This window comes from Streptomyces sp. NPDC003248 (assembly GCF_055563235.1).
This window is the reverse complement of the sequence record NZ_JBVHDT010000009.1, coordinates 80,344-105,158: the sequence shown is the minus strand read 5'-3', so window position 1 is coordinate 105,158 and position 24,815 is coordinate 80,344. Positions and strand designations below refer to the sequence as shown.

Sequence of the window (24,815 nt, the reverse complement as noted above, 5' to 3'; positions counted from 1 at the left end):
GGTCGTCGGCATCACTGCTGGTCACCATCGGTGTCGGCATCGGTGTCCGCATCGGTGGCGGCGGCGGTGCGCAACCGGAACCGCTGGAGTTTGCCCGTCGCCGTGCGCGGCAGGGCGTCCAGGAGGACGATCTCGCGCGGGCACTTGTAGGGCGCCAGCTCGGCCAGGACGAAGGCGCGCAGTGCCTCGATGTCCGGCCGCGCCCCCGCGCGCAGCACGGCGAACGCCACGACGGCCTGTCCGCGTTCCTCGTCGGGACGCCCGACGACCGCCGCCTCGACGACGTCCGGATGCCGCAGCAGGGCCTCCTCGACCTCGGGCCCCGCGATGTTGTACCCGGCGGAGACGATCAGGTCGTCGGCGCGGGCGACGTACCGGAAGTAGCCGTCGCGGTCGCGGACGTAGGTGTCTCCGGTGATGTTCCAGCCGTCGCGCACGTACGCGCTCTGCCGGGGATCGGCGAGGTAGCGGCAGCCGACCGGTCCGCGCACGGCGAGCAGCCCCGGCTGCCCGTCGGGGACGGGCTCCCCGCGCTCGTCCTGCACGCGCGCCTGCCAGCCGGGGACGGGGACGCCCGTGGTGCCGGGCCGGATCCGCTCGTCGGCGGCCGAGATGAAGATGTGCAGCAGTTCGGTGGCGCCGATGCCGTTGATCAGCCGCAGCCCGGTCCGCTCGTGCCAGGCGCGCCAGGTGGCCGCGGGCAGGTTCTCGCCCGCCGAGACGCAGCGCCGCAGCGACGACAGGTCGTGCCCGTCGAGCCCGGCGAGCATCGCGCGGTAGGCGGTGGGCGCGGTGAACAGCACCGACACCCGGTGCCGGGCGACGGCGTCCAGCAGCTGCCGGGGACCGGCCTGTTCGAGCAGCAGCGTGCTCGCCCCGGCCCGCAGCGGGAAGACGAGCAGCCCGCCGAGGCCGAAGGTGAAGCCGAGCGGGGGAGAGCCGGCGAAGACGTCGTCCGCCCGCGGCCGGAGCACCCGCGCCGAGAAGGTGTCGGCCACGGCGAGGACGTCCCGGTGGAAGTGCGCGCACCCCTTCGGCCGCCCGGTGGTGCCGGAGGTGAACGCGATCAGCGCCACGTCGTCGGCGGCCGTCTCCACGGCCCGGTACGGGGTGTCCGGCGCGGGCCGGCGCAGCAGGTCGTCGGGGGCGTCCCCGCCGTAGGTGGTGATCCGCAGGCCCGGCACCCCGGCGCGGGCGAGGTCGTCGACGGCCCGGACGTCGCACAGGGCGTGCTCCACGCGGGCTATCGCGCACATCGTGCGCAGCTCGCGCGGGCGCTGCCGGTCCAGCACGGTGACGGCGATCCCGCCCGCCTTCAGCACCGCCAGCCAGCAGGCCGCCAGCCACGGCGTGGTCGGCCCGCGCAGCAGCACCCGGTTGCCGGGGACGACGCCGAGGCGGCCGGTCAGCAGGTGCGCGAGCCGGTCGACGCGGGCGCGCAGCTCGCCGTACGTCCAGGCGGGGCCGGCGGCGGTGCGGAAGACGGGCCGGCCGGGGGCGGGGCCGGTGAGGAGCTCGGCGGCGCAGTTCAGCCGTTCGGGGTAGCGCAGCTCCGGCAGGTCGAAGCGGAGCTCGGGCCACTGGCCGGGCGGCGGGAGATGGTCGCGCGCGAAGGTGTCGACATGGGCCGAGTCGTTCATGGCGGATCGCCCCCTTGCCTGGAGGGCGCCTTCCGGGCGCCGTGACGGGCGTCGTGGTGGGCTCGCGCCCCGAGCGTATCGTGTTGGTGACGGCAGTCAACGGTTCGCGATACCGTCGGACGGGGCGGCGGGAGGCCGACGCGAGACCGCCGCGGAGAGGGGTCCGGTGATGCCCGCATTCTCACTCGAACCGGAACAGACCGCCTGGTGCGCCGCCCTGCGCGCCCTCGCCGCCGACCGGCTGCGCCCCCTCGCCGACCGGGGCGTACCGGGCCGCGTCAACCGCCCGCTCGTCGCCGAACTGGGCCGCCTCGGACTGCTGTCCCGCCTGTTCACCTCCGGCGCGGTCGACCTGTGCCTGATGCGCGAGTCCCTGGCGTACGCCTGCACCGAGGCGGAGACCGCCCTGGCCCTCCAGGGACTGGGCGCGCACCCGGTGCACGTCCACGGCAGCCCCGCCCAGCGCGCCCGGTGGCTGCCGCGCGTCGCCGACGGCAGCGCGGTGGCGGCCTTCGCGCTCAGCGAACCGGGCGCCGGCTCGGACGCGGCGGCGCTGTCCCTGGCCGCCGAGCCGGACGGGCCGCACGGCTGGCGCCTGACCGGCGAGAAGTGCTGGATCTCCAACGCCCCGGAGGCCGACCTGCACACCGTGTTCGCCCGCACCACCGAGGGCGCCGGCGCCCGGGGCGTCACCGCCTTCCTGGTCCCCGCCGGCCGCCCCGGCCTCACCGGCTCCGCGCTCGACCTGCTCTCCCCGCACCCCGTCGGCACCCTCGCCTTCGACGCCGTCCGGGTCACCGCCGACGACGTGCTCGGCACCCCCGACCGCGGCTTCCGGGTCGCCATGGACACCCTCAACCTGTTCCGCCCCAGCGTCGGCGCCCTCGCCCTCGGCATGGCCCAGGCCGCGCTCGACGCCACCCTCGCCCACACCGCCCGGCGCGACGCCTTCGGCGGCAAGCTGCGGGACCTCCAGACGGTCGCCCACCAGGTCGCCGAGATGGCCCTGCGCACGGAGGCGGCCCGCCTGATGGTCTACGCGGCGGCCACGGCGTACGACACCGGCGCCCCCGACGTCCCGCGCCGCTCCGCCATGGCCAAGCTGCTCGCCACCGAGACCGCCCAGTACGTCGTCGACACGGCCGTCCAGTTGCACGGCGCCCGGGCGCTGCGCCGGGGACACCTGCTGGAGCACCTCTACCGCGAGGTGCGCGCCCCCCGGATCTACGAAGGGGCCAGCGAGGTCCAGCGCGGCATCATCGCCAAGGAGCTGTACGCGGCCGCGGAGGCGCGGCGGTGACCGCCGAACGGGTGAACCCGCCCGGGCTGGCCCCGCCGGCCGGCTTCTCGCACGCGGTCGTCGCCACCGGCTCCCGCGTGGTGTTCCTGGCCGGCCAGACCGCGCTCGACGCCGACGGCGAGGTCGTCGGGCGGACGCTGCCGGAGCAGTTCGAGCGCGCGCTCGGCAACCTGCTCACCGCGCTGCGGGCCACCGGCGGCACCCCCGCGGACCTGGCGCGCGTCACCGTGTACGTCACGGACGTCGCCGCCTACCGGGCCTGCGCCGCCGAACTCGGCCGCGTGTGGCGGCGGTCGGCGGGCCGGGACTACCCGGCGATGGCGGTCGTGGGGATCGTCCGGCTGTGGGACGAGCGGGCCCTCGTCGAGCTCGACGGGTTCGCCGTCCTCGCGGACTGATCAGACGGCGACGGCCGGCCGCGCGGCGGTCACCCGCTGCGGGGCCACCACGCGGCCGTCGGGCAGCAGTTCGCCGGAGTCGTCGAAGACGATCGTGCCGTCGCACAGCAGGCTCCACCCCTGCTCGGGGCGGGCGGCGACGACGTGTGCCGCGCCGGCGGACGCGCTCGGGGAGTCGTGGTCGCACATGGCGCACCTCCACGTCGGTGGGACCGCCCTCCGGCGGCCCCGTACACCGACCATGCGCCCGCCGGACCGCCGTCGCCAGGGGCGGGCCCCGATCGTGACAGCACCAGGACGACTCCACGACCGTCCGCCGACGCGCGGCACGGACTCGCCACCGAAGGGGTGACGGTCACGGGATCGGAGGCGATCGCCCGGTACCAGTGGAAGCCCCCACAACAGGAGGTCCTTCCATGTCGTTGCGCCCCGTCCTGACCGCGGTCGCCGGTGCCGCCCTGCTCCTGCTCGCCGCCCCGGCCGCGCCCGCCGCCGCCGACACGTCCGAGTCGGTCACCGTCGACCCGACCGGCAAGATCGCCGAGGACGGCACGGTCACCCTCTCCGGCACCTACCGCTGCGTCGGCGACTCCGGCTCCGTCGTCCTCAGCACGTCCATCGGCCAGAGCAGCTCGCCCACCCAGTACGGCATCGGCGGCACCCGGGCGGTGTGCGACGGCGCCGAGCACCGCTGGGTGAACACCGGCAAGGCCGCACCGGACGCCCTCACGCCCGGCGAGGCCCACGTCCAGGCCACGCTGATGGAACTGCGGCCCCACGGCTTCGTGCCCCTGCCCCACTTCCACGCGGCCGAGGAGGAGGACATCACGCTGACCGGGGAGACCCAGCAGGAGGCCGCGCCGGCGAAGACGGCCCGGTAGCAGCCGGTCACCCCGGACCGAGCACCGAACGGCCGGGCCGGCGGCCCCACCCCGCCGACCCGGCCGCCGCACCGGCGGCACCGCCACCGCCACCCGCGTGCGGGGCACTCCCGGCGCGGCACGGGCCGAGGCGCGCCCCGCCCCCGAAGCAGGCAGGGCTGCGGACCCCCGAACGCGCGCAGACGCCAGAACGGTCCCGAGGCACGTGACCGGGACGACGAACGGGCCGGCAGGCGGAGTCCGCCTGCCGGCCCGTGGCCGTGCCGCCTCGACCGGACGGGAGACGATCAGGAACCGTACTCCCAGGAGTTCATGTAGTCGTTCTGGTCGTCGGTGAAGGAGTCGATCGTCACGCCCATGCTGTCCAGCTTCAGCCGGGCGACGGACTTGTCGATCTCGGTGGGCACCTCGTGGACCTGCGGGGCCAGGGAGGCGTGGTTCGCCGTCAGCCACTCGGCCGTCAGCGCCTGGTCCGCGAAGGACATGTCCATCACCGAGGCGGGGTGGCCCTCGGCGGCGCCGAGGTTGACCAGCCGGCCCTCGGCGACCAGCAGCAGGCTGCGGCCGTCGGGGAGGACGTACTCGTCCGTCTGGTGACGGATGCGGGAGCGCTTCCCGACCGCCATGGCCTCCAGCGCCGCGACGTCCACCTCGACGTCGAAGTGGCCGGCGTTGGACAGGATCGCGCCGTCCTTCATCACCTCGAAGTGCTCCTGGCGCAGCACTCCCCGGTTGCTGGTGACGGTGACGAAGACGTCGCCGATGCGGGCCGCCTCCGCCATCGGCATCACCCGGTAGCCCTGCATCAGCGCGTCCAGCGCCTTGGTCGGGTCGACCTCGGTCACCACGACGTGGGCGCCCAGGCCCGCCGCGCGCTGGGCGACGCCCTGGCCGCAGTAGCCGAAACCGGCGACGACGACCGTCTGTCCGGCGAACAACAGGTTGGTGGCCCGCATGATCGCGTCGAGCGACGACTGGCCGGTGCCGTACCGGTTGTCGAACATGTGCTTGGTGTCGGTGTCGTTGACCGCCACCATCGGGAACCTGAGGGCGCCGGAATCGGCCATCTGCCGCAGCCGGACGACGCCGGTGGTCGTCTCCTCGCAGCCGCCCTTGATGTTCCCGAGCAGCTCGGTGCGGGCGGTGTGGACCGTGTTGACCAGGTCGCAGCCGTCGTCGAAGACGAAGTCGGGCTCGATGTCCAGCGCGGAGTCGATGTGCCGGTAGTACCCGTCACGGTCGATGCCGTTGACGGCGAAGACGGAGATGCCGTACTCGGCCACGAGCGCCGCGACCGTGTCGTCCTGCGTGGACAGCGGGTTGCTGGCGCAGGCCGCGATCTCGGCGCCGCCGGCCTTCAGCGTGCGCAGCAGGACGGCCGTTTCCGTGGTCATGTGCATACACGCGGCGAACCGGACGCCTTCGAAGGGCTTCTCCTTGGCGAACCGTTCTCGTACCTGGCGCAACACGGGCATGTTGCGCTCGGCCCACTCGATCCGGCGCACACCCTGCGCGCTCAGTGTCTTGTCCTTGACATCGTGCTGGGGCAGTTCGGACATGGCGGGACTGGCCTCGCTCTCCGGTAGGCAGGGTTGGTGGTCGGCCCCTGGCCGCCGACCGCCCGGCGCGGGCGGTCGCGGTCGGACCGAGATCGGTGTCAGGCCGTGGCTTCGGTACGGGCCACGGCCCGGTGCCCGGGCAGGGCGACGGCCACCAGCAGCGTGGTGACCAGGGCGACGACGGCGCCCGCGGTGAAGGCCGTCTGGAATCCGGCGGCCCGGTGGTCGGGGGCGGGAGCTCCGAGCGACTCGGTGCGGGCGGTCGTCAGGCTCACCAGGACGGCCACGAAGGCGGCCGTACCGACCTGCTGGAAGGTGTTGAGCAGTCCGCCGGCGAGACCCTGGAGCCGCTCCGGCACCCCGCGGTGGCCGCCCGCGGCGAACAGCAGGACGCCAGGCAGGTCGTAGGTGCGCTCGCCCCGCGCACCGCCGGCCCCGGGCAGCACCTTGAGCGCCGCGAGGAGGGCGACGGCCGTCAGCGGCACATCGACGAAGAACACCACACGCCGGCCGGCGAGTTCGGTCAGTACGCCACCGAGCGGTTCCGGGGCCGTGGCCGGCCTTCCGACCAGTGCGGCCGCGCCGAAGGCCGCCACGCCCACGACGAGCATCAGACGCCTGCCGAGCGGGTCCGACAGCCGCCCGCGGCAGCAGACTGCCGAAGCCGAGTGCGTAGGCGCCGACCACCCACTGGGTCCCCACGGCGCCGAGTCCGACGGAGGACTCCACGCTGGGCAGTGCCACATTCACGATCGAGAAGTCCAGCAGCAGCATCAGCTGCACACCGCGGAGCAGTACGAGCGAGCCGGGCCTGTTCCTCTGCGCCGCGACCTGGCTCCCTGCGCTCTCCCGATCGAGCGCTCCGGCTGTGGACATGCTGGAACACGGCCTTTCGACAAGAGGGATTCGGTCCGGGCTCGGCGAGCTTAGCCGAACGATCCGCAATGACAACCGGACGCCGATGAATCGACTTCGCTGTCTCAGAATTCGGAATACTCATCCGCCGCGCTCCCGGTGGAACGGGTCGGAAGCATGGATTCCCGGCCGCCGTTTCGACGTGACATCGTCCGGTATGGGGGTTGTTCGGCCGTGCTCGGAAAAGGCAACCCATTTCGATCGGTCGGCAGCCGGTAAACGACGGGAAGCGGCGGCGTCGACGGGTGGTGGCCGGGCTTCGGCAATGGGTGGAGGAAGGAGAGTTAATCGATCGGGACGGTCATATGACCGGTGGTGCATGAATGGCGCCGAATCTTGTTCGCGCGCGAGCACGGATTCCGGGGGTGCGCCGGCCATCCGTACGGCATCCGTGCGGGCGGCCGACGCCCCTGCCTAGACTTCCCACGGATGATCAGCGAAGGACCTCGCTCCGCCGTGTCCCGCACGCCGGCGGGCGCGGGCAGCGCGTGATCGTCCGGTGCGGAAGGGGAGCGTTCATGCACAGGGGCCGCCTCGGACCGGGGCAGGGAACAGCTCTGTACTGCGGTGGCGTCCTGGGGCCGGGAGTGCTGGCACCGGCGCCGGCGGCCGCCGCGGCGGAGCCCGCCTCGATGGTCTCCTGGGCCGTCCTGCTGCTCGGCGTCCCCGTCGCGGTGGCGTTCGCCGCGCTCGGCGCGCGCCACCCCGACGGCGGCGGCGTCGCCGGCCCCGGTATGCGGCGCTCCGTCCCCGGATCGATCAGGACTCTGCCGTCCGGTGCCCGGACTTCGGGTTGCCGCACGCGACCGACCTTGCATTCGGGAGATCGCCTTCGGTCGATCCCGGGCCGGCCGTTTCCCTTGACGGGTCGTCCACCGGAGTGTGCACAGGGTTTTGCGGCCAGGGATTCCGATGGACCGCCGCAAGGGGGGCGGGGATCGCCTCGAAGCGACCGGTTCCCGAGAGATCACTCACTGTGTGTGCTGCACATCGCCCAACGGGCATAGCCGGCTTCGTCGATTTCGATTCCCGCCCGGTTCGACCCACACCTCGGCGCGCCGCTTTCTTCGTGTTCCGCAGTGGTATGGGAAAGGGGGTGGGCGAGTCGGATATCGGATGGGAGGACGCCAATGCGACAGGAATCCTCGGTACGTCGCGTTTCCGTTTTCTACACCGGTCTCCGGGGCGGCGAGCAGGCTCCCGCGAACGCCAGGCGCCCGGAGGAAAAAGCGCGCTCCGGCCCTGTGTATCGAGGCGCTGGGCGTCGATTCCCTCGAAACCGGTCTCCCCGCATCCTCGCCTCGCGAGTTCCAGGCCACCCGCCTGACCCCAGCACCTGACCCGCGCGAAGTTCGTCACCTTCTGCCGGGCGGTCCGCGCCGACAACGAGACGGCCGTCGGGGCCGGCGGCTGGGCAACCGCGAGGTCCAGGTCAGGGCAGGCGGTGTCCCGGCTGGGTCGCCGGCTGCCGAGACGCCGTCAGGCGCCGCTGGAGGGGCGGCCGGTGTTCCGCGCGCGCCCCGCTCCGCGGGCCGGTGACGGGGCTGCCGCGGACGCGGGGTGCGCCTCCGGCAGGGCGGACAGCAGCGACGTGGGGGCGTGCTGGAAGATCACGATGGTCCGGAAGCCGACGACCTCGCGCCGCTGGCTGAGGCGGTCCATGAGGAAGGCGTGCAGGGCCTCGTTGTTCTGCACGGCGACGTGGATCAGGAAGTCGTCGCCACCGGCGACGACGAAGACGCCCACCACCTCCGGCAGCTTGGCGACCGCCTCCTGGAAGGAGGTGATGACCGTGCGGCTGAGCGGCCGGACCTGCGCGGCGACGAACGCCTGGTAGTGCCGGTTCAGCGCGGCGAGGTTCAGCTCCGCGCGGTAGCCGGTGATCACCCCCCGCTCCTCCAGGGAGCGCACGCGTTCGAGCGAGGTGGACGGGGCCACCCCGATCCGGCGGGCCAGTTCACGGTTGGACTGCCGGGCGTTCAGCTGGAGATGCCGGATGATCGCCGAATCAAGTTCGTCCATGCGGCCCATTGTGACATGCACGTACCTCAAGTGTTCGGCAGATCAGCCCAGTTGGAGTCCATCGGACTACTCTTCGCGGGAAGTGATGGACACACGGCCGCTACTGAGGTGAAAGACCATGCAAACGAAAGTCGCCCTCGTGCTCCGCGACGACCTGCCCCCGGCGCACGCGGCGAACACCTCCGCCGTGCTCGCCCTCTCCCTCGGCGGCCGGATCGGGGACTGGGTCGGGCGCGACGGCGAGGACGCCTCGGGCGGTCTCCACCCCGGCCTCAACACCCACCCCATCCCCGTCCCGACCGCCTCCGCGAGGGAACTGACCACACTGCTGGAGCGCGCACGGGCCGCCGAAGAGGTACGGCTGGTCGCGCTCACCGAGACCGCGCGCCGGGCGCGGGACTACGAGGACTACCTCACCGACCTGAAGGCCACCCCCGCCGAGGAACTGGAGTACCTCGGCGTGATCGTGCACGGCCCGAGGAACAAGGTGTCGAAGCTGACCAGGCACCTGTCCCTGCTGTGAACGGCCCCCTCCCGCGGCGGTGAGGCGGCCCTGGAGGGGTGCGAGGGGCTGGTCGGGCCGGCTGTGCGCACCGGGCCCCGTTCCCGTGTGCGCGAGCCGCCGCGGGGGTGATGACCTGGCGTCAACGGCCGCTAGCATGACGGACCGGCTGCGCGGGAGCGGCTGCTCCCGCGCAGCCGGTCCGTGGCGGCTTCCCTGCGCATGCTGTTCGACCTGTACGCGCCCGCCGGCCCCCGCGACCGGAACATCGACGTCACCGACCTGTTCCGGGAGTACTGGGAGGCCCGCGTGGTCGAGGACCTCCGGCACGGCGTCGGCGACGAACCGGCCGGCGAGCAGGCCCGCTGGGACCTGTCCGAGGCGGTACGGGTGCTGGGCCTCGCGGTGCTGCGCGCCGGCACCCCGGAACTCCACCGCCCCGACGCCGTGACCGTCCTGGCCGCGCACCTGGCCGTGAAACGCCGCCGGGCCGACCAGGCCGTGGGCGTGCTGCTGCGCCGCGGCGTGCTGCGCACCGTCGAGGGCGACCCCATCGCCTTCCACCACCAGGCGTTCGCCGAGCACGCGGCCGGCCAGGCGCTGCGGGCCGCCCCGCGCGGACTCGACGCGGCGCCTCGGGAGACGCTCAGTCGAGACAGAACTCGTTGCCCTCGACGTCCTGCATCACGATGCACGACTCGTTGTCGTCGTCGGCGGGCAGGAGCCGCACGCGGACCGCGCCGAGCGCGACCAGCCGTGCGCATTCGGCCTCCAGCGTGGCCAGGCGCTCTTCCCCCACCAGCCCGGTGCCGGCCCGCACGTCGAGATGCACCCGGTTCTTGACGGCCTTCCCCTCGGGAACGCGCTGGAAGAACAGCCGCGGGCCCACACCCGAGGGATCGACGCAGGCGAACCACGAACCCCGCTCCTCGGCGGGCAGCGAGCGCTCGACATCGGCCCACGTGGCGAACCCCTCCGGCGGCGGGGGCACGACGTACCCCAGCACCTCGCACCAGAAGCGGGCGACGCGCTCGGGCTCCGCGCAGTCGAAGGTGACCTGGAACTGCTTGACCGATGCCATCGGGTCACCGTAGCAGGGGGACCCAACCGCCCAACTCCCCGTGGGAACGGGCGAGGACGCTCCCGTGGTGCGGTGTGCACCGGTGTGCGCTCGGCCCCGGCCGCGGGGCGGCTGGGTGAGGCCGGCCGGGCCGAGCGTCCGGTCGGCCGTCCGCGTCGGGCTGTGGCTGCCGAACCTGTGACTCGGGCCGCATCTGCCGTCCGGGAGCAGGTGTGCCGGTGGGACGGCACACGAACTCCGCCCGGACGGTCCTGCCCGGGACCGGGCGCCGCCCCGTCGCTCACCGCGTACTGCACACCGTCTTCGGAGCCGCTCTGGTGCCGGCGCCTTGCGCGGCCTGTGCGTCCTGCACCCTCTGCACATCATGGAGGAGGCCCGGGATGTCGGGATCCTGACCGGCGGCGGCCCTCGCGGTGGTCAGCAGGACGGCCTCGTAGAAGGCGTCCCGCACGGCGGGTGCCATGACGTCCGAGGCGTCCAGGCAGCGGGGCCCCGCACCGAGCCGTTGTGCGATCTCCTGTTCGACCGCGCCGCCTTGCGGTGTCACCTGACGGTTCGCCGAGAAGACGTCCGCCAGATCGGCCCACTTCTGCTGGCCCTCCTGGGAGGCCAGCCGGCGGATCAGTTCCCGGGCCCGGGGGCGGTTGCCGAACAGCGCCGCGAAGTCGCCGGTCACCTCGTGGGCCCGGACCCGGCCGCCGCCGGGCAGGAGCGGGGCGGAGTCCGTCAGGGCCGCGTTCCGCGCGTCGTTCTTGTAGAAGGAGAGCGCGAAGGAGCCCTGGTGCTCCAGACCGCACCCGCCCCAGCCGTCGAACAGCAGCCCGTTGCCGTCCGGGGCGCCGCGATGGTCGGTGAGCAGAGCGTGCTCGGCCGCGTCCCTGTCCTGCCGGAGCAGACCGGCCCACGCCTCCCAGGCGCCGCGCACCGCATCACTCCGCCACCACTCCACCTCGCCGCTGCCCAGCGCCCAGTCCTCGTAGACGTCCGGGCCCTCCCGTTGCAGTACGAGGTCCTCGATCCAGTCGGTGCCGGGCCAGCCGGAGGCGCCGTCGTCCCCCATGCCGATGCACCAACTCCCCACCGGGACCGGCGCGTCGGCGGGCCGGTGACCCTGGCGGTACCAGACGATGCTCTTCAGGTCCGCCTTGACCGGGACCCAGTAGACGTGCTCGGAGGGCGAGCCGGTCGACTTCCAGGGCGCGCCGTACTCCTCGGGGTCGTAGAGGTCGTCCAGCGGTTCGAGGAGGTCCTGGTCGGCGTACTCGGCGAGTTCACCTAGGCCCGGCATGATCACGATGTCCGGCGGCTCACCCGACTGCACCTTGGACAGCAGCACCTCCCGCTGGGCCGCGGTGCCCTGGTAGCGGAAGGGGATGCCGAAGTCTCCCAGCAGGGTCTCGAACTGCTCCGCCTGCTTGGCCGTCCACGTCCCGAGGATGGTCACCGGCTCCTCGTCGTCGTGCTGCGCCCAGACGACCACCATGCCGCCGGCGGCGATCAGCAGCATGACCACGCCGAAGACCAGCACCTTGAACCGCCGGGTCACCGTCGCCTCCAGTAGTCGTCGTCGAGCCGGAGACCGAGCCCCAGCACGGGCAGGACGACGGCCAGCAGGCCGCCGACGAGCGTGCCCCGGTACATCCTGTCGGCCCAGGCGCCGTCGGCCGTCTGCTGCCGGACCTCCTCCGACTTCTCCGTGACGCGCTGCTGCGCGTCGGCCAGCCCCGGGCCGCTGTGCCGGGACACCGCGGTGATCTGCCGCAGCTCCCTGACCGCCCCGTCCAGGTCGTCCTCCGTGGAGGACGCCGTCATCAGCGGGATCACCGCGAGCAGCACGGTGAGGACGAAGGCCGCGAGCAGGTACGGGTTGACGTCACGGCCGCAGCGGTCGCGCAGCACGAACAGCGCCGACAGCAGGGTCAGCGCCATCGCGGCCAGGGCGAGTTCGGCGAGCCACCACCCGCTGCGCTGCCACGGCCCCATGGCGGCCGTGGCTTCGGCGTGCCGCAGCTGGACCCGTTGCAGTGCGTCCAGACGGGGGGCGAGCCCCACCGTCTCGCGGGTGAGCAGCGAGTCCGCTTCTTCGAGCTTCTGCTCCCGCATGAGGGGCTGGTCACGGTAGAGGGACGTGGCGAGGCCGAGCGAGTTGCTGTAGGTGGCGAGCAGGCCCTTGACCGTGCCGAGGTCCTGGTCGGTGCGGTCGGCGATCCGGGTCAGTCCCTGGTCGGCGGCCGAGAGCTGGGACCGGTAGGTTTCGCCCGACCCCGCGACGCCGATGAGGTTCATCTGCACCAGGGTGTGGGCCTCCTGGTCGGCGCGCAGGGCGGCGAGCCGGGTGGCGGCGAGCCCCTGCACGGCCGGCGCCTCGCGGGACGCGAGTGTTTCGGCGCTGTGCTGGAGCTGACGGCAGGAGAGGAACAGCGCGGTCGACGCCACGGTCGCGAGCAGGAACAGGGCCAGCAGATGCACCTCCAGCAGCCGGCGGGTCCGCCAGGGGCTCAGGCGCCTGCGCCAGAAGGCGGCGGGGGAGTACCGGTGCCGGACGACGGCGGGGGAGTACCGGTTCCGGACAGCGGTGGGGGAGTACCGGCGCAGGAAGGAGTCGGGGGAGTACCGGCGCAGGAAAGAGGCGAAGGCGTGCCGGCGCAGGAAAGAGGCGAAGGCGTGCCGGCGCCGGAGAGGGGCGTAGGCGTGTCGGCGCCAGGAGGTGGCGCGGCCGGCCGTCACAGCAGCTTCTCCCCGCACGCGATGCAGTAACGGGCCTCGCTCCCGGCCGGGGTCCCGCAGCCGCCGCAGTGCGGGCCCGGCCGCGCACCGACGGCGTCGGCCGGGGGGCCGCCGGGACGGGACCCGGCGCGCAGGATCATCGGGCCGAGGGTGTCGGCGTCGACGGTGCGCGGCCGGACCCGCCCCGCGGCCGCGTCCTCGATGTCGGCGACCGTGCGGATCTCGTCCAGCACCCAGTCCGTGCCGAACTGCGCCGCCAGCCGGGCGGCCTGCCCCAAGCAGTCCTCGGCGGTGTCCCACCGGTGTTCCTGGAGAGCGGTGAGTCCCCGGCGCAGAGCGCTCCGCATCCGGGCGGTGGCGTTGAGGTCACGCACGCTGTCGGCACCCGCCGGGGCATGGGGCGGGGACTGCTCGGGGAGGTGCCAGCGGGCGGTGACCGGTACGTGGACGTCACCGATGGAGACCATGGCGAACTGCAACTCGGTCTCCAGCGGGTCGGCGTCGGAGTCGGCGACCAGGGTGAGCAGGTAGTCGCGTCTGCCCTGCTCCCACTGGTAGGTCGGAAAGCGCCAGCGGTGCGGTCGGCCGGGCTGGGGCAGGCCGCCGAGGCGGTGTGGCCGGGGCGCCTTCTCACTGAGCGAGACCTGGCGTACGGAGGGCCGCACGGTGACTTCGATCGGCAGTTGCGGAGTGTGCACCCGGCGCAGGCGCTGAAGGGCGGCGGTGATCGCGTGACCGAGTCCGTCGTCCACGAACTCGGCCGTGCCGTGCAGCCGTTCGGCGAGGGTGAGCAGCGGATCGGGGGCCCAATCCGCGCCCACGGCGAAGACGTCGCAGGTGAACTGCCCCGCACAGAGGTCCAGTTCCTCTTCGAGACGGGTCTCGCCGACGGCGCTGCTGCCATCGGTGATCAGCATCAGATGGCGTACGGACACCGGTCGGCCGGCGAGCAGGGCGCGCGCTCCGGCCACCCAGGCGGCGTACCCGGCAGGACGTGCCCCGTCCCGGTGCAGCGGAAGCGATCCCGCGACGAAGGCGGCCCGGCGCCTCTCGTCCCGGTCGGCGACGGCCCACTCGTCGTCACCCCGCGGATAGCACCGGACCGGCTCGGGGCCGCTGCCGAGCAGGGCGAAGGAGATGCGGTCGGGCAGGGCGCGCAGCGCCGCCGGCAGGGCGTGCCGGACGGCGGCCCGGTGGGGTTCGGCGACGTCCACCGCGATGATCACGGCGAGCTGGACCGCGGGCAGGTCGGTGGGAGCGCCGTCGGCGGCCACGTCGACCCGCAGATGGGCCTCGATCTTCGCGCTTCGGTGCGGGCGCAGATCGCCGCCGAGGTCGACGTGCAGTCGGATGCCCGGCTGCGGCGGCCGGGTGTGGCTGCTCATGTCGTACATCACCCTTCCTTCACCTGCGGCGCCGTGCACACGGTGTGCTGCCGGGTGCCGATTCCGTCTGCCGAGTGCCGTGCCGTGCCGTGCCGTGTCGGCTGTGCTGTGCCGTGCTGTGCTGTGCCGTGTCGTGCGGTGGGGTCACGTCCTGGTCTGCGGTCACGTCCTGGTCTGCGGCCGTACCGCGTGCATGAGGTCCACGAGGTGTTCGTGGGCGGCGGCCGACTCCTGGTGGCGTGCCGCCAGTCGCCGGTAGTGCGACTCCAGCTGCTCGCGCAACGCGCGCTCCGACGGGCTCAGACGTCTCAGACGGCGGGCGCTGAGCCGTTCGGCACCCCTTCCCGGAGAACCGGTCCGGTCGCTGAGGCGGTGCACCGCGTCCAGTTTCCATTCGTGGAGTTCGGTGCTCAGGCGCAGCGCCTCGTCCTCGGACAGGCTCGGCTCCCCGGCGCCCGGTCGTCGGCCCACGAGGCCGCGCAGGAGTTCCAGTGCCGCGTCGACCTCGGCGGGCGCGGGCAGTGGGTCCCCGTCTCCGGGCAGCCGGGCCGCGCGGATGCGCAGGGCGGCGATCCGGGCGACGGTGTGGTCGAGGGTGCCCTGCCGGACCCGGCCCAGCACGTCGATGGCGGCCCGGCGGTCGTGGGCCCGGAGCGCGATCCGGGCCAGGCCGAGGGCGGCGCCGCCGTGCGCGGGGTTGCGGGCGAACACCGCCGCGTACAGTTCCTCGGCGGTGGGCTCGGCCGTGTCGTCGCCGAGGCGCTCCGCGCAGTGGGCGAGGGCCAGTTTGGGCGCGTACTCGCCGGGCAGTTCGAGGTGGACCTGCGTGAAGTGGGCCCTGGCCCCGGCGACCTGCCGCGGGTCGTCGTCGAGGTCGGCGCTGTGCAGCGCGAGCAGGGCGCGGTGCCACTCCAGCCGCCACCGGCGCACGGCGGACGGTCCGGGGATGGAGTCGGCCGTGTCGAGCTCCTCCTGGGCCCGCCGCAGGTCGCTGCGCGTGTTCCGGGCCAGCAGGACGCGCACGTTGTGCAGGCAGATCTCCACCGAGCGCGGCTTCTCGCCCTCCTGCGGGAGGAGCTGGCCCGGGTCGTAGCCGCTGCTCACCTCGAAGCGCGCGGTCTGCGGGTCGCCCGGATAGGGGCGCGGCACCGGCAGACAGCCGGCGATCTCGGTGGGGGTGGGGGCGCCGAGGTCGAGGGCCGGTGCCACGGGCGGCTCGTACCGGTCGCGGCGGGGGCGGTCCAGCCAGTGCTCGATGCCCGGCACCGTGCCGAGCCGGGCGCCGGGCAACTGCGCGGACGGCCGGAAGTAGTCGGAGGGCTCGGGCGGGTCGTTCTTGCCGCGCAGCGCACGGATCTCCCGCAGCGCGCCGCGCAGCTGGCCGACCATCTCACGGGCGTCGGCGAAGCGCCGGCCCGGATCGGTGCGGACGGCGCGGTCGACGACCCGCTGGAAGGAGGCGGTGCCGAGGCCGGGCACCTCGGCGACGGCCCAGCGGGCGAGTTCCCGCAGGGTGACGCCGACGGTGTGCAGGTCGTGGGCGACGGTGGGGAGGGCCGACGCCCCGGTCTCGGGCGCCATGTAGTCGGGCGTGACATGGGCGGGGGGCTGGCTCTGGCCCTGTTCGCGCATGCCGCCGAGATCGATGACCTTGACGCCGGCACTGTGGTGCACGACGTTGGAGGGCTTCATGTCCCCGTACACGAAGACCCGTTCGCCGTCGGCGTGCAGGTGGACGAAGGCTTCGAGGATCTGGCAGCCGTACGCCGCGACGTGCTCGATGTCGAGGACGGACTCACCGCGCCGGACCTCCTCGACGACTTTCGCGAGGGTGCCGTCGCCGACGTCGTCCATGACGATGTAGCCGCCGGTGACCTGACCGGTGTCGTCGCTGCGGGCGACGAAGTCGCGGATCTGCACGATGCGGGGGTGGCGGATGGCGACGAGGTTGCGGCGTTCGACGTCGGCGAGCCGGGCGCCGTCGTGCTCGTAGCGGTTGAGCAGTCCCTTGACGGCGACGACGTCACCGAGATGGGTGTCCTCGGCGAGGTAGACCCAGCCCTGGCCGCCGTGCGCGATGGGGCCCATGATCTTGTACTGGTCGCGCAGCAGGTCGCCCTCGGCGAGTTCGGGCCGGTACGAGTAGCGTGCGCCGCAGGCCGGGCAGAAGCCCTCGACCGGCACCGGGCCCTCGGTGTAGGGCGGGGTGAAGGTGATGCCGCAGTCGGCGGACGAGCAGCCCATGCGGATGCGCAGCGGCGCCTCGGGACGGATGAGGCGTTCCCCGGCGGGGCGTGGCTCCCGCTCGGGGAGCGCGAGGAGTTCGCGGGGGCCGAGCAACCGCGGGTCCTCGGGCAGGGCGGGCAGTCCGGGGCCGTTCTCCGCGCGGCCGCACACGGCGCAGTGGCCGGTGGGCAGCACGGTGCCGCCGCAGGGTGCTCCGGTGAAGCGCCGGTGCGGGCAGGTCGTCATCCTCTCGTGGTCCTCCTCCCTCGTGCGGGCCGGGCGGAGCACCGCGTCACCGGTCCCCGTGGCGGATCAGGTCGGCGCGCACGGTCCTGATCAGCGCGCGCAGCCGGGTGAGTTGCTCCTGCGGGTCCCGCACGTCGTCGATCAGGCGGCGCGCGGCCGCGTGCCGGTCGGCCGTCTCGGTCACGGAACCGAGGGAGGCGCTGTCGACGACGTCGCGGCGGATCGCCTGGCTGAGCTCCGCGCGCCGCAGCCGGTGGAGCAGCGTGTCCGCGTGGCGCAGGAGCGCGGGCCGCAGGAGCAGGTCGCGGGATGCGGTCCAGACGGGGCCGCCCTCGTGGCGGAAGACGAGCAGCAGCCGGAAGCCGAACTCCCGCAGCCGGGCCAGGAGTTCGATCAGCGGACCCGGCTGGGGCTCCTCGTCGAGGCCGTCGACGAGGACCGTGACCGGTCGGCCGGGCGCGCGGTCGGCCGCCCGCGCGGGCCGGGGCCTGGCGCCGCGCAGCCAGTCCCAGTACGCCAGGTATTCGCCGGCGGGGAAGGCGACCTGGTCCAAGGCGTGGTCGATGAGGTCCGGCCGGCCGGCGCCGCCGCGGTGGACGACGTGGGCGCGGTGCGTCAGCTGGCGCAGCGAGCGGTCCTTGCCGCTGCCCGGAGGCACCACGGTGATCTTCACCGGGTCCTCGTCCGGGTCGTCGAACCACCGGGTCAACCGCTCCTCGAAACCGTGGTCCCAGGCATGCGGACTGCTCAACTCCTTGATTAACGGCGAGAGTTCGGCGATCCGGTCGAGGGGGATCAGGTACGAGAAGGAGAGCCGGTTGTCTTCGGGCAGCGCTTCGCCCAGGTCGCCGCGCCAGCTGACGACGAGGCCGACCACACGGGCGGGACGGCCTTCCTGGGGCCGGGTGCACACGGCGGCGCCGCTGAAGCCGGCGCGCACCACCTCCGTCCTGGTGACGGCGTCGAGCTGCACCCGCTCACCGCTGGCCCCGCCGATGCGCCCCCACAGGCTCATCCCGTCGTCGAAGCCCTCCGCGTAACCGGTCGCGTACACCTCCATTCCGCCCCACAGCCTGGGCTCCAGCGGGGCGCGGCGCGCCCGCGGGCGAGGGCTGTCCAGGCGCAGTACGGCGACGTCCTCGCCGCTCTCGCCCTCCGGCAGCCAGCCGCCGGGCAGGACGTGTGCGGAGACCGGTTCGAGCTCGTTGTTCTCGGCGAACTCGAGCCACATCACGGCGTCCGGATGGCGCACCACGTGCGCGCAGGTCAGCGCCGTGTACTGGTCGACGAGCACGCCGGCGCCACAGATGGGGCCGTGCGCGTTCTCGCGCCGCAGCCTGAGTCTCCAGTCCGCACGCAGTTCCCCCATACCGTCTCACAGTACGCGCACAGCACGGTGCGTCCCTAGAGTTGTGAGCGACGTGGATCGTTCATTACCCCCGAGGGCTACACTGCCTCTTTTTGCGTGTACGGCAACGCCCCGCGTCGGACGGGTCCGGCGCGGGGCGTGAGGGTCAGCTCTGGGCGGCGTAGGAGACGAAGTCGCTCCACGCGGTGGGGGAGAGGGCGAGTTCGGGGCTCCGCTGGTCCTTGGAGTCCCGGACGTGGACCGCCTGCGTGCCGTTCGCCACCTCGACGCAGGCGTCGCCGTCGGAACCGCTGTAGCTGCTCTTGAACCAAGCCCGTTCGTCGATGCTGCTCATAGCGCTCCTCGAAGTTGCTTCAGCAGGCTCCTGGAGTCGTCGGAGGTGAGAGCCTGTGAACGCAGTCTCGCATACCGCTGGAGCATGATGCTGACCTCCTTCGGGTCCGAGATCAGCAAGCCGCCGCGCTGGCCCTCCGCGTAGCCGAACCACTTGTTGTCCGGGGACTCCAGGAGCATCAACGCTCCGTCGAACCCGGCATGGTCCGGTTGGTATCGCGGCATGACCTGCAACTCGACGTTGAACTGCAACGACCGTTCCAGGAGGCTGTCGAGCAGTTCCCGCGTCACATCAGGGCCTCCCGTGCCGCGCTCGACAAGTGCCTGCTCGATGATGAAGCTGAACGCGATCGGCGGCTTGCGCTCGAACAGCCGCTGGCGCTCCAGCCGAGCCGCGACCTGCTCGGCCACCTGCTCCTCGTCCTTCACGGGCGGCACGCTCTCGGTCACGGCTCGCGCGTACCGCTCGGTCTGGAGCAAGCCGGGGATCACCCGGCACTCGTAGGTCCACAAGGTCACCGCCCGCGTCTCCAGCCGAGCCCACTGCCGGAACCAACTCGCCAGCCCCGCCTGCCGGGACAGATGCGGCGCCGCCTTCCGCAGGGCTCCCGTGTTGCCGAGTGCCTCCTCCGCACGCTCCACGAAGTCCCGGTCCGGCATCCGGCGGCCCTGTTCGACCGAGGCCACCGTGTGTTTGGAGAAGCGGACCAGGCCGCCGAACTCCTCACGGCTCAGGCCCGCGTGCTCCCGCAGGGCCTGGACGACCGCGCCGAACGTGCGCAGACTGTCCGACGCCCCCGGTTCCGCGCTGCCCGCCCCCGTACCGCCGTCCGTGCATTCGTAGGCCACCGTCGGCCACCTCCCGCGCACCCGCCACGCCCGTACCGCTTCTGACTCGGCTCCATCGTCACGCAGAGTGCCGCGTACCGTCTACCGAATGTGCGCGTACGCTGACTCTGCGTACGCGGGTCACTGCTGGCGAACACCCCTGAACCGCCGCCAGATTGGGCATATGACGCCACCGTCCACCCCAGTGACCCGCCAAGGACCCGTCACCGTACGTGTGTTCACCCAGCAGTTCAGCTCCACGCCGCGCGGAGCCCGCCTCGCCCGTCGGCTCGTGCTGCACCAGCTCGACACCTGGGGCGTCCCGCACGGCAGCGACGCGTCCGACACCGCCGCCCTGCTCGTCGCGGAACTCGCCGCCAACGCCGTCACGCACGGCCGTGTCCCCGGCCGTGACTTCGAGGTCACCGTCGGTCTCCTCGGCCGGACCCTGCGCATCGAGGTCTCCGACACCCGGGGCGAGCTCCGGCCCCCGGCTCCCGACGCGCCCCGCTCCGCGCCACCGCCGCTCGCGGAGACAGGCCGGGGCATGCTGCTCGTGGAGGCGCTCGCCGACCGGTGGGAGGTCCTGGACCGCGCCCCCGTCGGCAAAACGGTTGCCGCCGAGCTGGACCTGCCCGGCTGACGGCCCGGACGCCGGGCCCCGCGGGCCGTGGCGCCGAGCCGGCGTGGCCGAAGGACTCGTGCCCCGCGCTTCCGTGGGCGTCTGGGGAGCACGCCGCCCCGAGCAGGGTGTTCCATCCCGGTGCTACCGTCCGATCACGCTCGGGGCGGAGGACCGATGGAGAGCATCACGAAGAACCGGCAGTCCGTTGAGGCGCTTCGCACCATGGTCGCCCGCGCCTACGGCCCGGAGGAGGTGTGTGACGCGGGCGAGGACTGGGTCGGCGAACTGAGCGACGGCTGGTTCAACGTGGCCTACCGGATCCGGCTGCGATCCGGCGCGCAGACCGTCCTCAAGATCGCACCGCCGCCGGATGTCGAGGTCATGACCTACGAGCGCGGCGCCATGGCCACCGAACTGGAGGCGCTGCGGCTGATCCGGGAGCACACGAAGGTTCCGGTGCCGGAGGTCGACTTCGCCGATCGCACCCATGAGGTGTGCGACGCCGACTACTTCTTCATGACGTACATCGACGCGGACAACCTCCACGTCATCAGGGACACCCTGACCGAAGCGGAGACCGACGCGTACCGCGAGGCGCTCGGCGTGATCACCCGCGAGCTCAACACCATCCCCGGGCCCGCCTTCGGCCCGCTGGCCGGACCGGGCGACAGCACATGGCGCGCGGCCTTCCTGCGGATGGTCGAGGAACTGCTGGGCGACGGCGAGCGACGCGGCGTCGTCCTCCCCCACGGCTACGACGCGATCCGCGAAGTCGTGGCCGCCCACGCCGATCCGCTGGACGAGGTGACCGAGCCCCGGTTCGTCGAGTGGGACCTGTGGCCGGGCAACTGCATGGTGCGCGACGGCCGGATCGTGGCCGTCGTCGACCACGAGCGGGCGTTCTACGGTGATCCCCTGATGGAGTTCGGCTTCACCGGGAGTGAGTCGGGCTCGTTCGGGGACGCCACGGCCTTCGTCCGTGGCTACGGTCACCGGCCGTTCACCACCGCCGAGCGGACCCGTCGGCGGCTGTACAACCTCCACCTTTCGCTGATCCAGATCATCGAGACGGACTTCCGGGCCCACACCGACACCGAGCAGTACGACTGGGCGTGCGAGCGACTGCGGGAGACCATGGCCCTGCTCGGCCAGTAGGCACGGAGACGGCCTCCTCGACGCCGCGCGGCCGACGGCGTGCGAGCACCCTCCGGGGCCCGACGAGGTGGGCCCGGCGGCCGGAGGAGGTGCCTGTCCGGGGCAGTCCGCCGAGCCGTGTGCCCCCGAATGACCGAGCGCGGGCTTCGGGGGCGCCCGGGACGGGGGCCGCCGGCAGAGGTCTGGCCGCCTCCGGCCGGCGGACAGCCGTGCCGCCGACCGGAGGCGGCCGTATCGAGAGAGACGCCGTATCGAGAGAGACGCCGCCGTACCCCTCCTGCCCCCCCGTGCACAGAGGGCGGGCGGGGCGCTGGTCCCGTCGCAGATGTCTTGGAAGAGTGCCGCAGCCCTCCTCGTCGAGGAACCCGAGATACCCGAGGACGTGGACGACGTGAGCCTGTGGATAGCCACCCTGGAGTTCGAAGAGACCATCAGACACAAGCGTGCAGAGCTCGATGCGGAAGTGCCGGTTCGCGGACCGCGGCTACGACCACGACAAGTACCGGCGGCTGCGGTGGAAGCGCGGTATCCGTCCAGTGATCGCGGAACGCGGACAGCCGCACGGCTCCGGCCTGGGCGTCTTCCGGTGGGTAGTGGAGCGCACCTCCTCCTGGCTGCACGGCTTCCGCCGCCTGCGTATCCGCTGGGAACGACGCGACGACATCCACCAGGCCTTCCTCGGCCTCGCCACCTGCCTCATCACCCACCGCCACGTCCAACGCCTTTGTCAGGAACTGACGCTGTCGTGAACGCTTCCCCCGGAGCATGGTCGGGCAGCGAACTCACCTTTCACGGCCATCGTCGTGGTCACGTGTGTCCTTGGTCGGAGCACATGCTCGGACGAAGGCCGCCCCACCGTCCGGCGAATGCTCAGCTGGGCTACCCAGTTCGAGACGCCGTTCGAAACCCGTCCGCGAGGAAACTCAGTCAGGCAGCGCCACAGTGAGATCCACCTCGACGAGCTGTCCGGGAAAGCCCAGCTGGGCGACGCCCAAGAGTGTGCTGGCCGTGGTGAACGCCGGACCCAAAGCAGAGTCGGCGAGCCGGCGCCACGCGGCTGCGAGAACATCCCTCTCGTCGCTCCGCACGTAGATCACTGACCGCACCACGCATTGTGGTGGGGCACTCACCGCAGCCAGGGCGGCGAGCGCGTTCGCGACAACCTGGTCGACCTGTGTCTCGAGGGAACCGGAACCGACGAGATCACCGCTCTGGTCAAGCGGGCACTGCCCCGCCAGATAGGCCGTACGGCCTGCCTCCACCACGGTGATGTGGTGGTAACCGGGCGTCTCATGCAGTTGCTCAGGGTTGATGCGGGCGATCTTCTCTGCCATGTCCGCAAGTCTGACCAGCGTGGTGCCTGCACGCACCGCATTTTGCCCACGGCAGGCACTCAGCCACGACTGAGGATGAAAGACAAGCTCACCGCCCGCGCCGTCACTGACATCGTGCGCGAGCTGCCGGGCCCGGACGGCATCGACGCCGTTCCGGCCACCGTGATCCGTGAGCAGGCGGAGAAGGTACTCACCGAGCCCACCGACACCGATCCTGCCCCTGATTCCGCTTCCGATGACACGCGCCCGCGCCAGCCGTCGAGCGCACCCGCTTCGACCTGACGGGGAGGGCGCGGACGAGCGAGGCTCGACCCCCGCCGAGCGCTGGGTCGTGGACGGCGGCCCGCACCGCGTCGTGAAATCGCCTCCGTCACCCGCCCCTCTGCGCGGCCTGCGACCGCACCCGCCTCGCGGCCGACGGCCAGATGCACGCCTGCCTGTTCGCCTCGGCGAGGGCGTGCAGGGGCAGACTGTCGGGTGCGGTCATCGTGCTGATCTCCTTCGAAGACTTGGTCGTCTTGAAAAATCAGCCGGTGGCCGTTCTCATATCCGGACACCCACTTCGACGCCAGGCCAAACGCCCGGATCAGGTGGGAACCCGCACACCACTTCCCAGGACGCAACCGCTGCGCTGAGCCAGTAACTGCGACGCCATGGATCAAGGCTGAGTCGCGCTCTACGGTTATTGGGCAGTGAATCGTTCGTCGCCCTGTGCCCCCCAGTGGACCGTACGGTCGCACCAGCGGTGCAGGAGTGTGCGGTCGTGGCCGACGGCGAGTAGGCCGGCCCCCGTGGTGCTCCGGTAGTTCTCGACGACCGTGACCAGCGTGGCGGTGGTCGAGGCGTCGAGCATCGCGGTCATCTCGTCGCACACCAGCCAGCGTGGGCGAAGTACGAGGGCGCGGGCGAGGCAGGCGCGTTGGAGTTGGCCGTCGCTGACTTCGTGCGGGCGTCGGCCCAGCAGGTCGGGAGTCAGGCCGACGGTGGTGGCCAACTCGGGGACCCGTTCCGTGATTTCGCAGCGGCGGCCGGTGGCGCGCAGGGGTTCGGCGATCAGGTCGGTGAGCTTCAGCCGGGGGTCTGCGGAGAGTCTGGGTTGTTGAAAGACGACGCCGAAGGCGGTGCGCAGTTCGCGCGAGGCGCGATGGCGCCAATGGCGTACCGGTGTGCCGTCGAGGCGGACGGTTCCGGAGTCTGGGCGGTGCAGCAGGGCGGCGACGCGAGCGAGGGTGGATTTGCCGCAGCCGCTGGGGCCGAGCAGGCCGACGGCTTCGCCCGGCTCGACGGTGAGGGAGGCGCCTCGGACGACGGGTGCGTGGCGGTCGTATCCGGCGGTGATGGAGTGCAGTTCAAGCACGGGCGTCCTCCGCGATGTGTGGGTGGTGGCAGGCGACGGAGTCCGTCATCGCGGGTGCGGTGGCGCAGGTGCCGGTGGCGTGGTCGCAGCGTGGGGCGAAGGGGCAGCCGTCGGGGAGGTCGCCGAGTTCCGGGGGCATGCCGGGGATGGGGGTGAAGGCACGGTCGGGGAGGGCGTCGAGCAGGCCCCGGCTGTAGGGGTGGCGGGGGCCGGGAGTGCCGAAGAACGCGTCGGCGTCGGTGAGTTCGACGATGCGGCCCGCGTACATGACCGCGACTCGGTCGGCGATGCGCTCGGCGGCGGTCAGGTCGTGGGTGATCATCAGCAGGGCACGGTCGGCTTCGTCGATGTGGCGGCGGAGTTCGTCGACCGTGTGCTCGACCAGGTCGCGGTCGAGTCCGGTGGTCGGTTCGTCGGCCAGCAGGAGGGGCGCGTCGCCGACGAGGGCGAGGGCGGTGGCGGCCCGTTGGGCGAGGCCGCCGGAGAGTTCGTGGGGGTGGCGGTCGAGGTGGTCCTCGGGGAATGCGGTACGGGCTGCGGCTGCTTCGGCGGCTTTCCCTACGGCTGTGCGGCCTCGAACGGCCGTCAGCGCGGTGACCGTCTCCTCCAGTTGGGAGCGGATGGTGCGCACGGGGGTGAGGTGTGCGGCCGGGCTCTGTGGCACGAGGCCGATGCGGCGGCCCCGTACGGTTCGGGCCAGCGTCCGCTCGTCGGCGGACAGCAGGTCGAGGTCGCCGAGGCGGGCCTGGCCGGCGGTCTGGGCGTTGGCGGGGAGCAGGCCGAGGAGGGCGGAGGCGAGGACGGACTTGCCGCAGCCGCTCTCGCCGATCAGCGCGAGGCACTCGCCGGCCGCGACGTCGAAGCGGGCGTCGGTGACGGCGGCGATGCGGCGTCCGCCGGGCATCAGGAAGCGCACCGACATGCCGCGTACC

General features: G+C 72.6%; 23 protein-coding genes and 2 pseudogenes. 9 read left to right on the top strand and 16 right to left on the bottom strand.

Annotation, left to right across the window (positions count from 1 at the left end; genetic code table 11):
- Positions 1-11 precede the first annotated feature (11 nt).
- Entirely contained in the window at positions 12-1,640 is a 1,629-nt protein-coding gene (locus tag ACZ3KJ_RS21870) for an AMP-binding protein (protein WP_467529229.1), read from the bottom strand.
- Between the two features lie 169 nt (positions 1,641-1,809).
- On the opposite strand from ACZ3KJ_RS21870, the gene ACZ3KJ_RS21865 reads away from it, so the two are divergent.
- Together ACZ3KJ_RS21865 and ACZ3KJ_RS21860 are read left to right on the top strand one after the other, a co-directional pair.
- On the top strand, positions 1,810-2,940 hold the full coding sequence (locus tag ACZ3KJ_RS21865; protein ID WP_467529227.1) for an acyl-CoA dehydrogenase family protein: 1,131 nt from the start codon (positions 1,810-1,812) through the stop codon (positions 2,938-2,940).
- Positions 2,937-3,338 carry a RidA family protein gene (locus ACZ3KJ_RS21860; protein WP_467529225.1) on the top strand — a complete coding sequence of 134 codons (402 nt, stop codon included), beginning with the start codon at positions 2,937-2,939 and terminating at the stop codon, positions 3,336-3,338. Before ACZ3KJ_RS21865 ends, ACZ3KJ_RS21860 begins: the two co-directional genes overlap by 4 nt.
- Here the strand turns inward: ACZ3KJ_RS21860 and ACZ3KJ_RS21855 are convergent, their stop codons facing one another.
- A complete protein-coding gene (locus ACZ3KJ_RS21855; RefSeq protein ID WP_467529224.1) occupies positions 3,339-3,527 on the bottom strand; it encodes a DUF5999 family protein in 189 nt (62 codons plus the stop codon).
- A 227-nt stretch (positions 3,528-3,754) separates the two neighbouring features.
- Between ACZ3KJ_RS21855 and ACZ3KJ_RS21850 the strand changes: the two genes are divergently transcribed.
- Entirely contained in the window at positions 3,755-4,219 is a 465-nt protein-coding gene (locus tag ACZ3KJ_RS21850) for a DUF6299 family protein (RefSeq protein ID WP_467529222.1), read from the top strand.
- Between the two features lie 287 nt (positions 4,220-4,506).
- On the opposite strand, the gene ACZ3KJ_RS21845 is transcribed toward ACZ3KJ_RS21850, so the two are convergent.
- The 3 genes from ACZ3KJ_RS21845 to ACZ3KJ_RS21835 form a co-directional block, all read right to left on the bottom strand.
- A complete protein-coding gene (locus ACZ3KJ_RS21845) occupies positions 4,507-5,778 on the bottom strand; it encodes an adenosylhomocysteinase (RefSeq protein WP_467529220.1) in 1,272 nt (423 codons plus the stop codon).
- A 98-nt stretch (positions 5,779-5,876) separates the two neighbouring features.
- Positions 5,877-6,389 (bottom strand): hypothetical protein, encoded by a 513-nt coding sequence (locus ACZ3KJ_RS21840; protein ID WP_467529218.1) that lies wholly within the window; start codon positions 6,387-6,389, stop codon positions 5,877-5,879.
- 1,783 nt (positions 6,390-8,172) lie between these two features.
- Positions 8,173-8,715: an Lrp/AsnC family transcriptional regulator gene (locus ACZ3KJ_RS21835; RefSeq protein WP_467529217.1), complete on the bottom strand. Its 543-nt coding sequence runs from the start codon at positions 8,713-8,715 to the stop codon at positions 8,173-8,175.
- 118 nt (positions 8,716-8,833) lie between these two features.
- Here ACZ3KJ_RS21835 and ACZ3KJ_RS21830 point away from each other — a divergent pair, with 118 nt between their 5' ends.
- On the top strand, positions 8,834-9,238 hold the full coding sequence (locus ACZ3KJ_RS21830; RefSeq protein ID WP_467529215.1) for a DUF2000 domain-containing protein: 405 nt from the start codon (positions 8,834-8,836) through the stop codon (positions 9,236-9,238).
- A 625-nt stretch (positions 9,239-9,863) separates the two neighbouring features.
- Here ACZ3KJ_RS21830 and ACZ3KJ_RS21825 read toward each other — a convergent pair.
- The 8 genes from ACZ3KJ_RS21825 to ACZ3KJ_RS21790 form a co-directional block, all read right to left on the bottom strand.
- Positions 9,864-10,298, bottom strand: coding sequence for a VOC family protein (locus tag ACZ3KJ_RS21825; protein ID WP_467529214.1), 435 nt, complete (start codon positions 10,296-10,298; stop codon positions 9,864-9,866).
- Between the two features lie 280 nt (positions 10,299-10,578).
- A complete protein-coding gene (locus ACZ3KJ_RS21820) occupies positions 10,579-11,844 on the bottom strand; it encodes an ABC transporter substrate-binding protein (RefSeq protein WP_467529212.1) in 1,266 nt (421 codons plus the stop codon).
- Positions 11,841-13,025: a hypothetical protein gene (locus tag ACZ3KJ_RS21815; protein ID WP_467529210.1), complete on the bottom strand. Its 1,185-nt coding sequence runs from the start codon at positions 13,023-13,025 to the stop codon at positions 11,841-11,843. The genes ACZ3KJ_RS21820 and ACZ3KJ_RS21815 overlap by 4 nt, the downstream gene beginning before the upstream one ends.
- Complete coding sequence (locus ACZ3KJ_RS21810) at positions 13,022-14,410, bottom strand: vWA domain-containing protein (RefSeq protein ID WP_467529208.1); 1,389 nt, start codon at positions 14,408-14,410, stop codon at positions 13,022-13,024. The genes ACZ3KJ_RS21815 and ACZ3KJ_RS21810 overlap by 4 nt, the downstream gene beginning before the upstream one ends.
- 162 nt (positions 14,411-14,572) lie before the next feature.
- Complete coding sequence (locus ACZ3KJ_RS21805; protein WP_467529206.1) at positions 14,573-16,882, bottom strand: tetratricopeptide repeat protein; 2,310 nt, start codon at positions 16,880-16,882, stop codon at positions 14,573-14,575.
- A 46-nt stretch (positions 16,883-16,928) separates the two neighbouring features.
- Entirely contained in the window at positions 16,929-18,251 is a 1,323-nt protein-coding gene (locus ACZ3KJ_RS21800; protein ID WP_467529204.1) for a S1 family peptidase, read from the bottom strand.
- Positions 18,252-18,396: 145 nt separating this feature from the next.
- Positions 18,397-18,585: a DUF397 domain-containing protein gene (locus ACZ3KJ_RS21795; protein ID WP_467529203.1), complete on the bottom strand. Its 189-nt coding sequence runs from the start codon at positions 18,583-18,585 to the stop codon at positions 18,397-18,399.
- Complete coding sequence (locus ACZ3KJ_RS21790; RefSeq protein ID WP_467529201.1) at positions 18,582-19,433, bottom strand: helix-turn-helix domain-containing protein; 852 nt, start codon at positions 19,431-19,433, stop codon at positions 18,582-18,584. The genes ACZ3KJ_RS21795 and ACZ3KJ_RS21790 overlap by 4 nt, the downstream gene beginning before the upstream one ends.
- 163 nt (positions 19,434-19,596) lie before the next feature.
- Here ACZ3KJ_RS21790 and ACZ3KJ_RS21785 point away from each other — a divergent pair, with 163 nt between their 5' ends.
- The 3 genes and pseudogenes from ACZ3KJ_RS21785 to ACZ3KJ_RS21775 form a co-directional block, all read left to right on the top strand.
- Entirely contained in the window at positions 19,597-20,055 is a 459-nt protein-coding gene (locus ACZ3KJ_RS21785) for an ATP-binding protein (protein ID WP_467529199.1), read from the top strand.
- A 156-nt stretch (positions 20,056-20,211) separates the two neighbouring features.
- On the top strand, positions 20,212-21,192 hold the full coding sequence (locus ACZ3KJ_RS21780; RefSeq protein WP_467529197.1) for a phosphotransferase family protein: 981 nt from the start codon (positions 20,212-20,214) through the stop codon (positions 21,190-21,192).
- Between the two features lie 470 nt (positions 21,193-21,662).
- Positions 21,663-21,941 (top strand): annotated as a pseudogene (locus ACZ3KJ_RS21775) (transposase); the annotation flags it as partial.
- Positions 21,942-22,115: 174 nt separating this feature from the next.
- On the opposite strand, the gene ACZ3KJ_RS21770 reads toward ACZ3KJ_RS21775, so the two are convergent.
- The gene (locus tag ACZ3KJ_RS21770; protein WP_467529195.1) at positions 22,116-22,526 is read right to left on the bottom strand and encodes a RidA family protein; all 411 of its coding nucleotides are present in this window, start codon (positions 22,524-22,526) and stop codon (positions 22,116-22,118) included.
- Between the two features lie 75 nt (positions 22,527-22,601).
- Here ACZ3KJ_RS21770 and ACZ3KJ_RS21765 point away from each other — a divergent pair, with 75 nt between their 5' ends.
- Together ACZ3KJ_RS21765 and ACZ3KJ_RS21760 are read left to right on the top strand one after the other, a co-directional pair.
- Positions 22,602-22,808 carry a hypothetical protein gene (locus ACZ3KJ_RS21765; protein ID WP_467529193.1) on the top strand — a complete coding sequence of 69 codons (207 nt, stop codon included), beginning with the start codon at positions 22,602-22,604 and terminating at the stop codon, positions 22,806-22,808.
- A pseudogene (locus tag ACZ3KJ_RS21760) lies at positions 22,790-22,975 on the top strand (GTP 3',8-cyclase MoaA); the annotation flags it as partial. The gene ACZ3KJ_RS21765 and the pseudogene ACZ3KJ_RS21760, both read left to right, overlap by 19 nt.
- A gap of 233 nt (positions 22,976-23,208) precedes the next feature.
- On the opposite strand, the gene ACZ3KJ_RS21755 reads toward ACZ3KJ_RS21760, so the two are convergent.
- Entirely contained in the window at positions 23,209-23,883 is a 675-nt protein-coding gene (locus ACZ3KJ_RS21755; RefSeq protein WP_467529191.1) for an ABC transporter ATP-binding protein, read from the bottom strand.
- Positions 23,876-24,805: an ABC transporter ATP-binding protein gene (locus ACZ3KJ_RS21750; protein ID WP_467529459.1), complete on the bottom strand. Its 930-nt coding sequence runs from the start codon at positions 24,803-24,805 to the stop codon at positions 23,876-23,878. Before ACZ3KJ_RS21750 ends, ACZ3KJ_RS21755 begins: the two co-directional genes overlap by 8 nt.
- Between the last annotated feature and the right edge of the window lie 10 nt (positions 24,806-24,815).

Excerpts from the sequence above, each read along its gene's own strand:
- ACZ3KJ_RS21870 (WP_467529229.1), bottom strand. The coding sequence starts at position 1,640 with ATGAACGACTCGGCCCATGTCGACACCTTCGCGCGCGACCATCTCCCG.
- ACZ3KJ_RS21865 (WP_467529227.1), top strand. The coding sequence starts at position 1,810 with ATGCCCGCATTCTCACTCGAACCGGAACAGACCGCCTGGTGCGCCGCC.
- ACZ3KJ_RS21855 (WP_467529224.1), bottom strand. The coding sequence starts at position 3,527 with ATGTGCGACCACGACTCCCCGAGCGCGTCCGCCGGCGCGGCACACGTC.
- ACZ3KJ_RS21850 (WP_467529222.1), top strand. The coding sequence starts at position 3,755 with ATGTCGTTGCGCCCCGTCCTGACCGCGGTCGCCGGTGCCGCCCTGCTC.
- ACZ3KJ_RS21845 (WP_467529220.1), bottom strand. The coding sequence starts at position 5,778 with ATGTCCGAACTGCCCCAGCACGATGTCAAGGACAAGACACTGAGCGCG.
- ACZ3KJ_RS21840 (WP_467529218.1), bottom strand. The coding sequence starts at position 6,389 with ATGCTCGTCGTGGGCGTGGCGGCCTTCGGCGCGGCCGCACTGGTCGGA.
- ACZ3KJ_RS21835 (WP_467529217.1), bottom strand. The coding sequence starts at position 8,715 with ATGGACGAACTTGATTCGGCGATCATCCGGCATCTCCAGCTGAACGCC.
- ACZ3KJ_RS21830 (WP_467529215.1), top strand. The coding sequence starts at position 8,834 with ATGCAAACGAAAGTCGCCCTCGTGCTCCGCGACGACCTGCCCCCGGCG.
- ACZ3KJ_RS21825 (WP_467529214.1), bottom strand. The coding sequence starts at position 10,298 with ATGGCATCGGTCAAGCAGTTCCAGGTCACCTTCGACTGCGCGGAGCCC.
- ACZ3KJ_RS21810 (WP_467529208.1), bottom strand. The coding sequence starts at position 14,410 with ATGAGCAGCCACACCCGGCCGCCGCAGCCGGGCATCCGACTGCACGTC.
- ACZ3KJ_RS21805 (WP_467529206.1), bottom strand. The coding sequence starts at position 16,882 with ATGACGACCTGCCCGCACCGGCGCTTCACCGGAGCACCCTGCGGCGGC.
- ACZ3KJ_RS21800 (WP_467529204.1), bottom strand. The coding sequence starts at position 18,251 with ATGGGGGAACTGCGTGCGGACTGGAGACTCAGGCTGCGGCGCGAGAAC.
- ACZ3KJ_RS21795 (WP_467529203.1), bottom strand. The coding sequence starts at position 18,585 with ATGAGCAGCATCGACGAACGGGCTTGGTTCAAGAGCAGCTACAGCGGT.
- ACZ3KJ_RS21785 (WP_467529199.1), top strand. The coding sequence starts at position 19,597 with ATGACGCCACCGTCCACCCCAGTGACCCGCCAAGGACCCGTCACCGTA.
- ACZ3KJ_RS21780 (WP_467529197.1), top strand. The coding sequence starts at position 20,212 with ATGGAGAGCATCACGAAGAACCGGCAGTCCGTTGAGGCGCTTCGCACC.
- ACZ3KJ_RS21770 (WP_467529195.1), bottom strand. The coding sequence starts at position 22,526 with ATGGCAGAGAAGATCGCCCGCATCAACCCTGAGCAACTGCATGAGACG.
- ACZ3KJ_RS21765 (WP_467529193.1), top strand. The coding sequence starts at position 22,602 with ATGAAAGACAAGCTCACCGCCCGCGCCGTCACTGACATCGTGCGCGAG.
- ACZ3KJ_RS21750 (WP_467529459.1), bottom strand. The coding sequence starts at position 24,805 with ATGTCGGTGCGCTTCCTGATGCCCGGCGGACGCCGCATCGCCGCCGTC.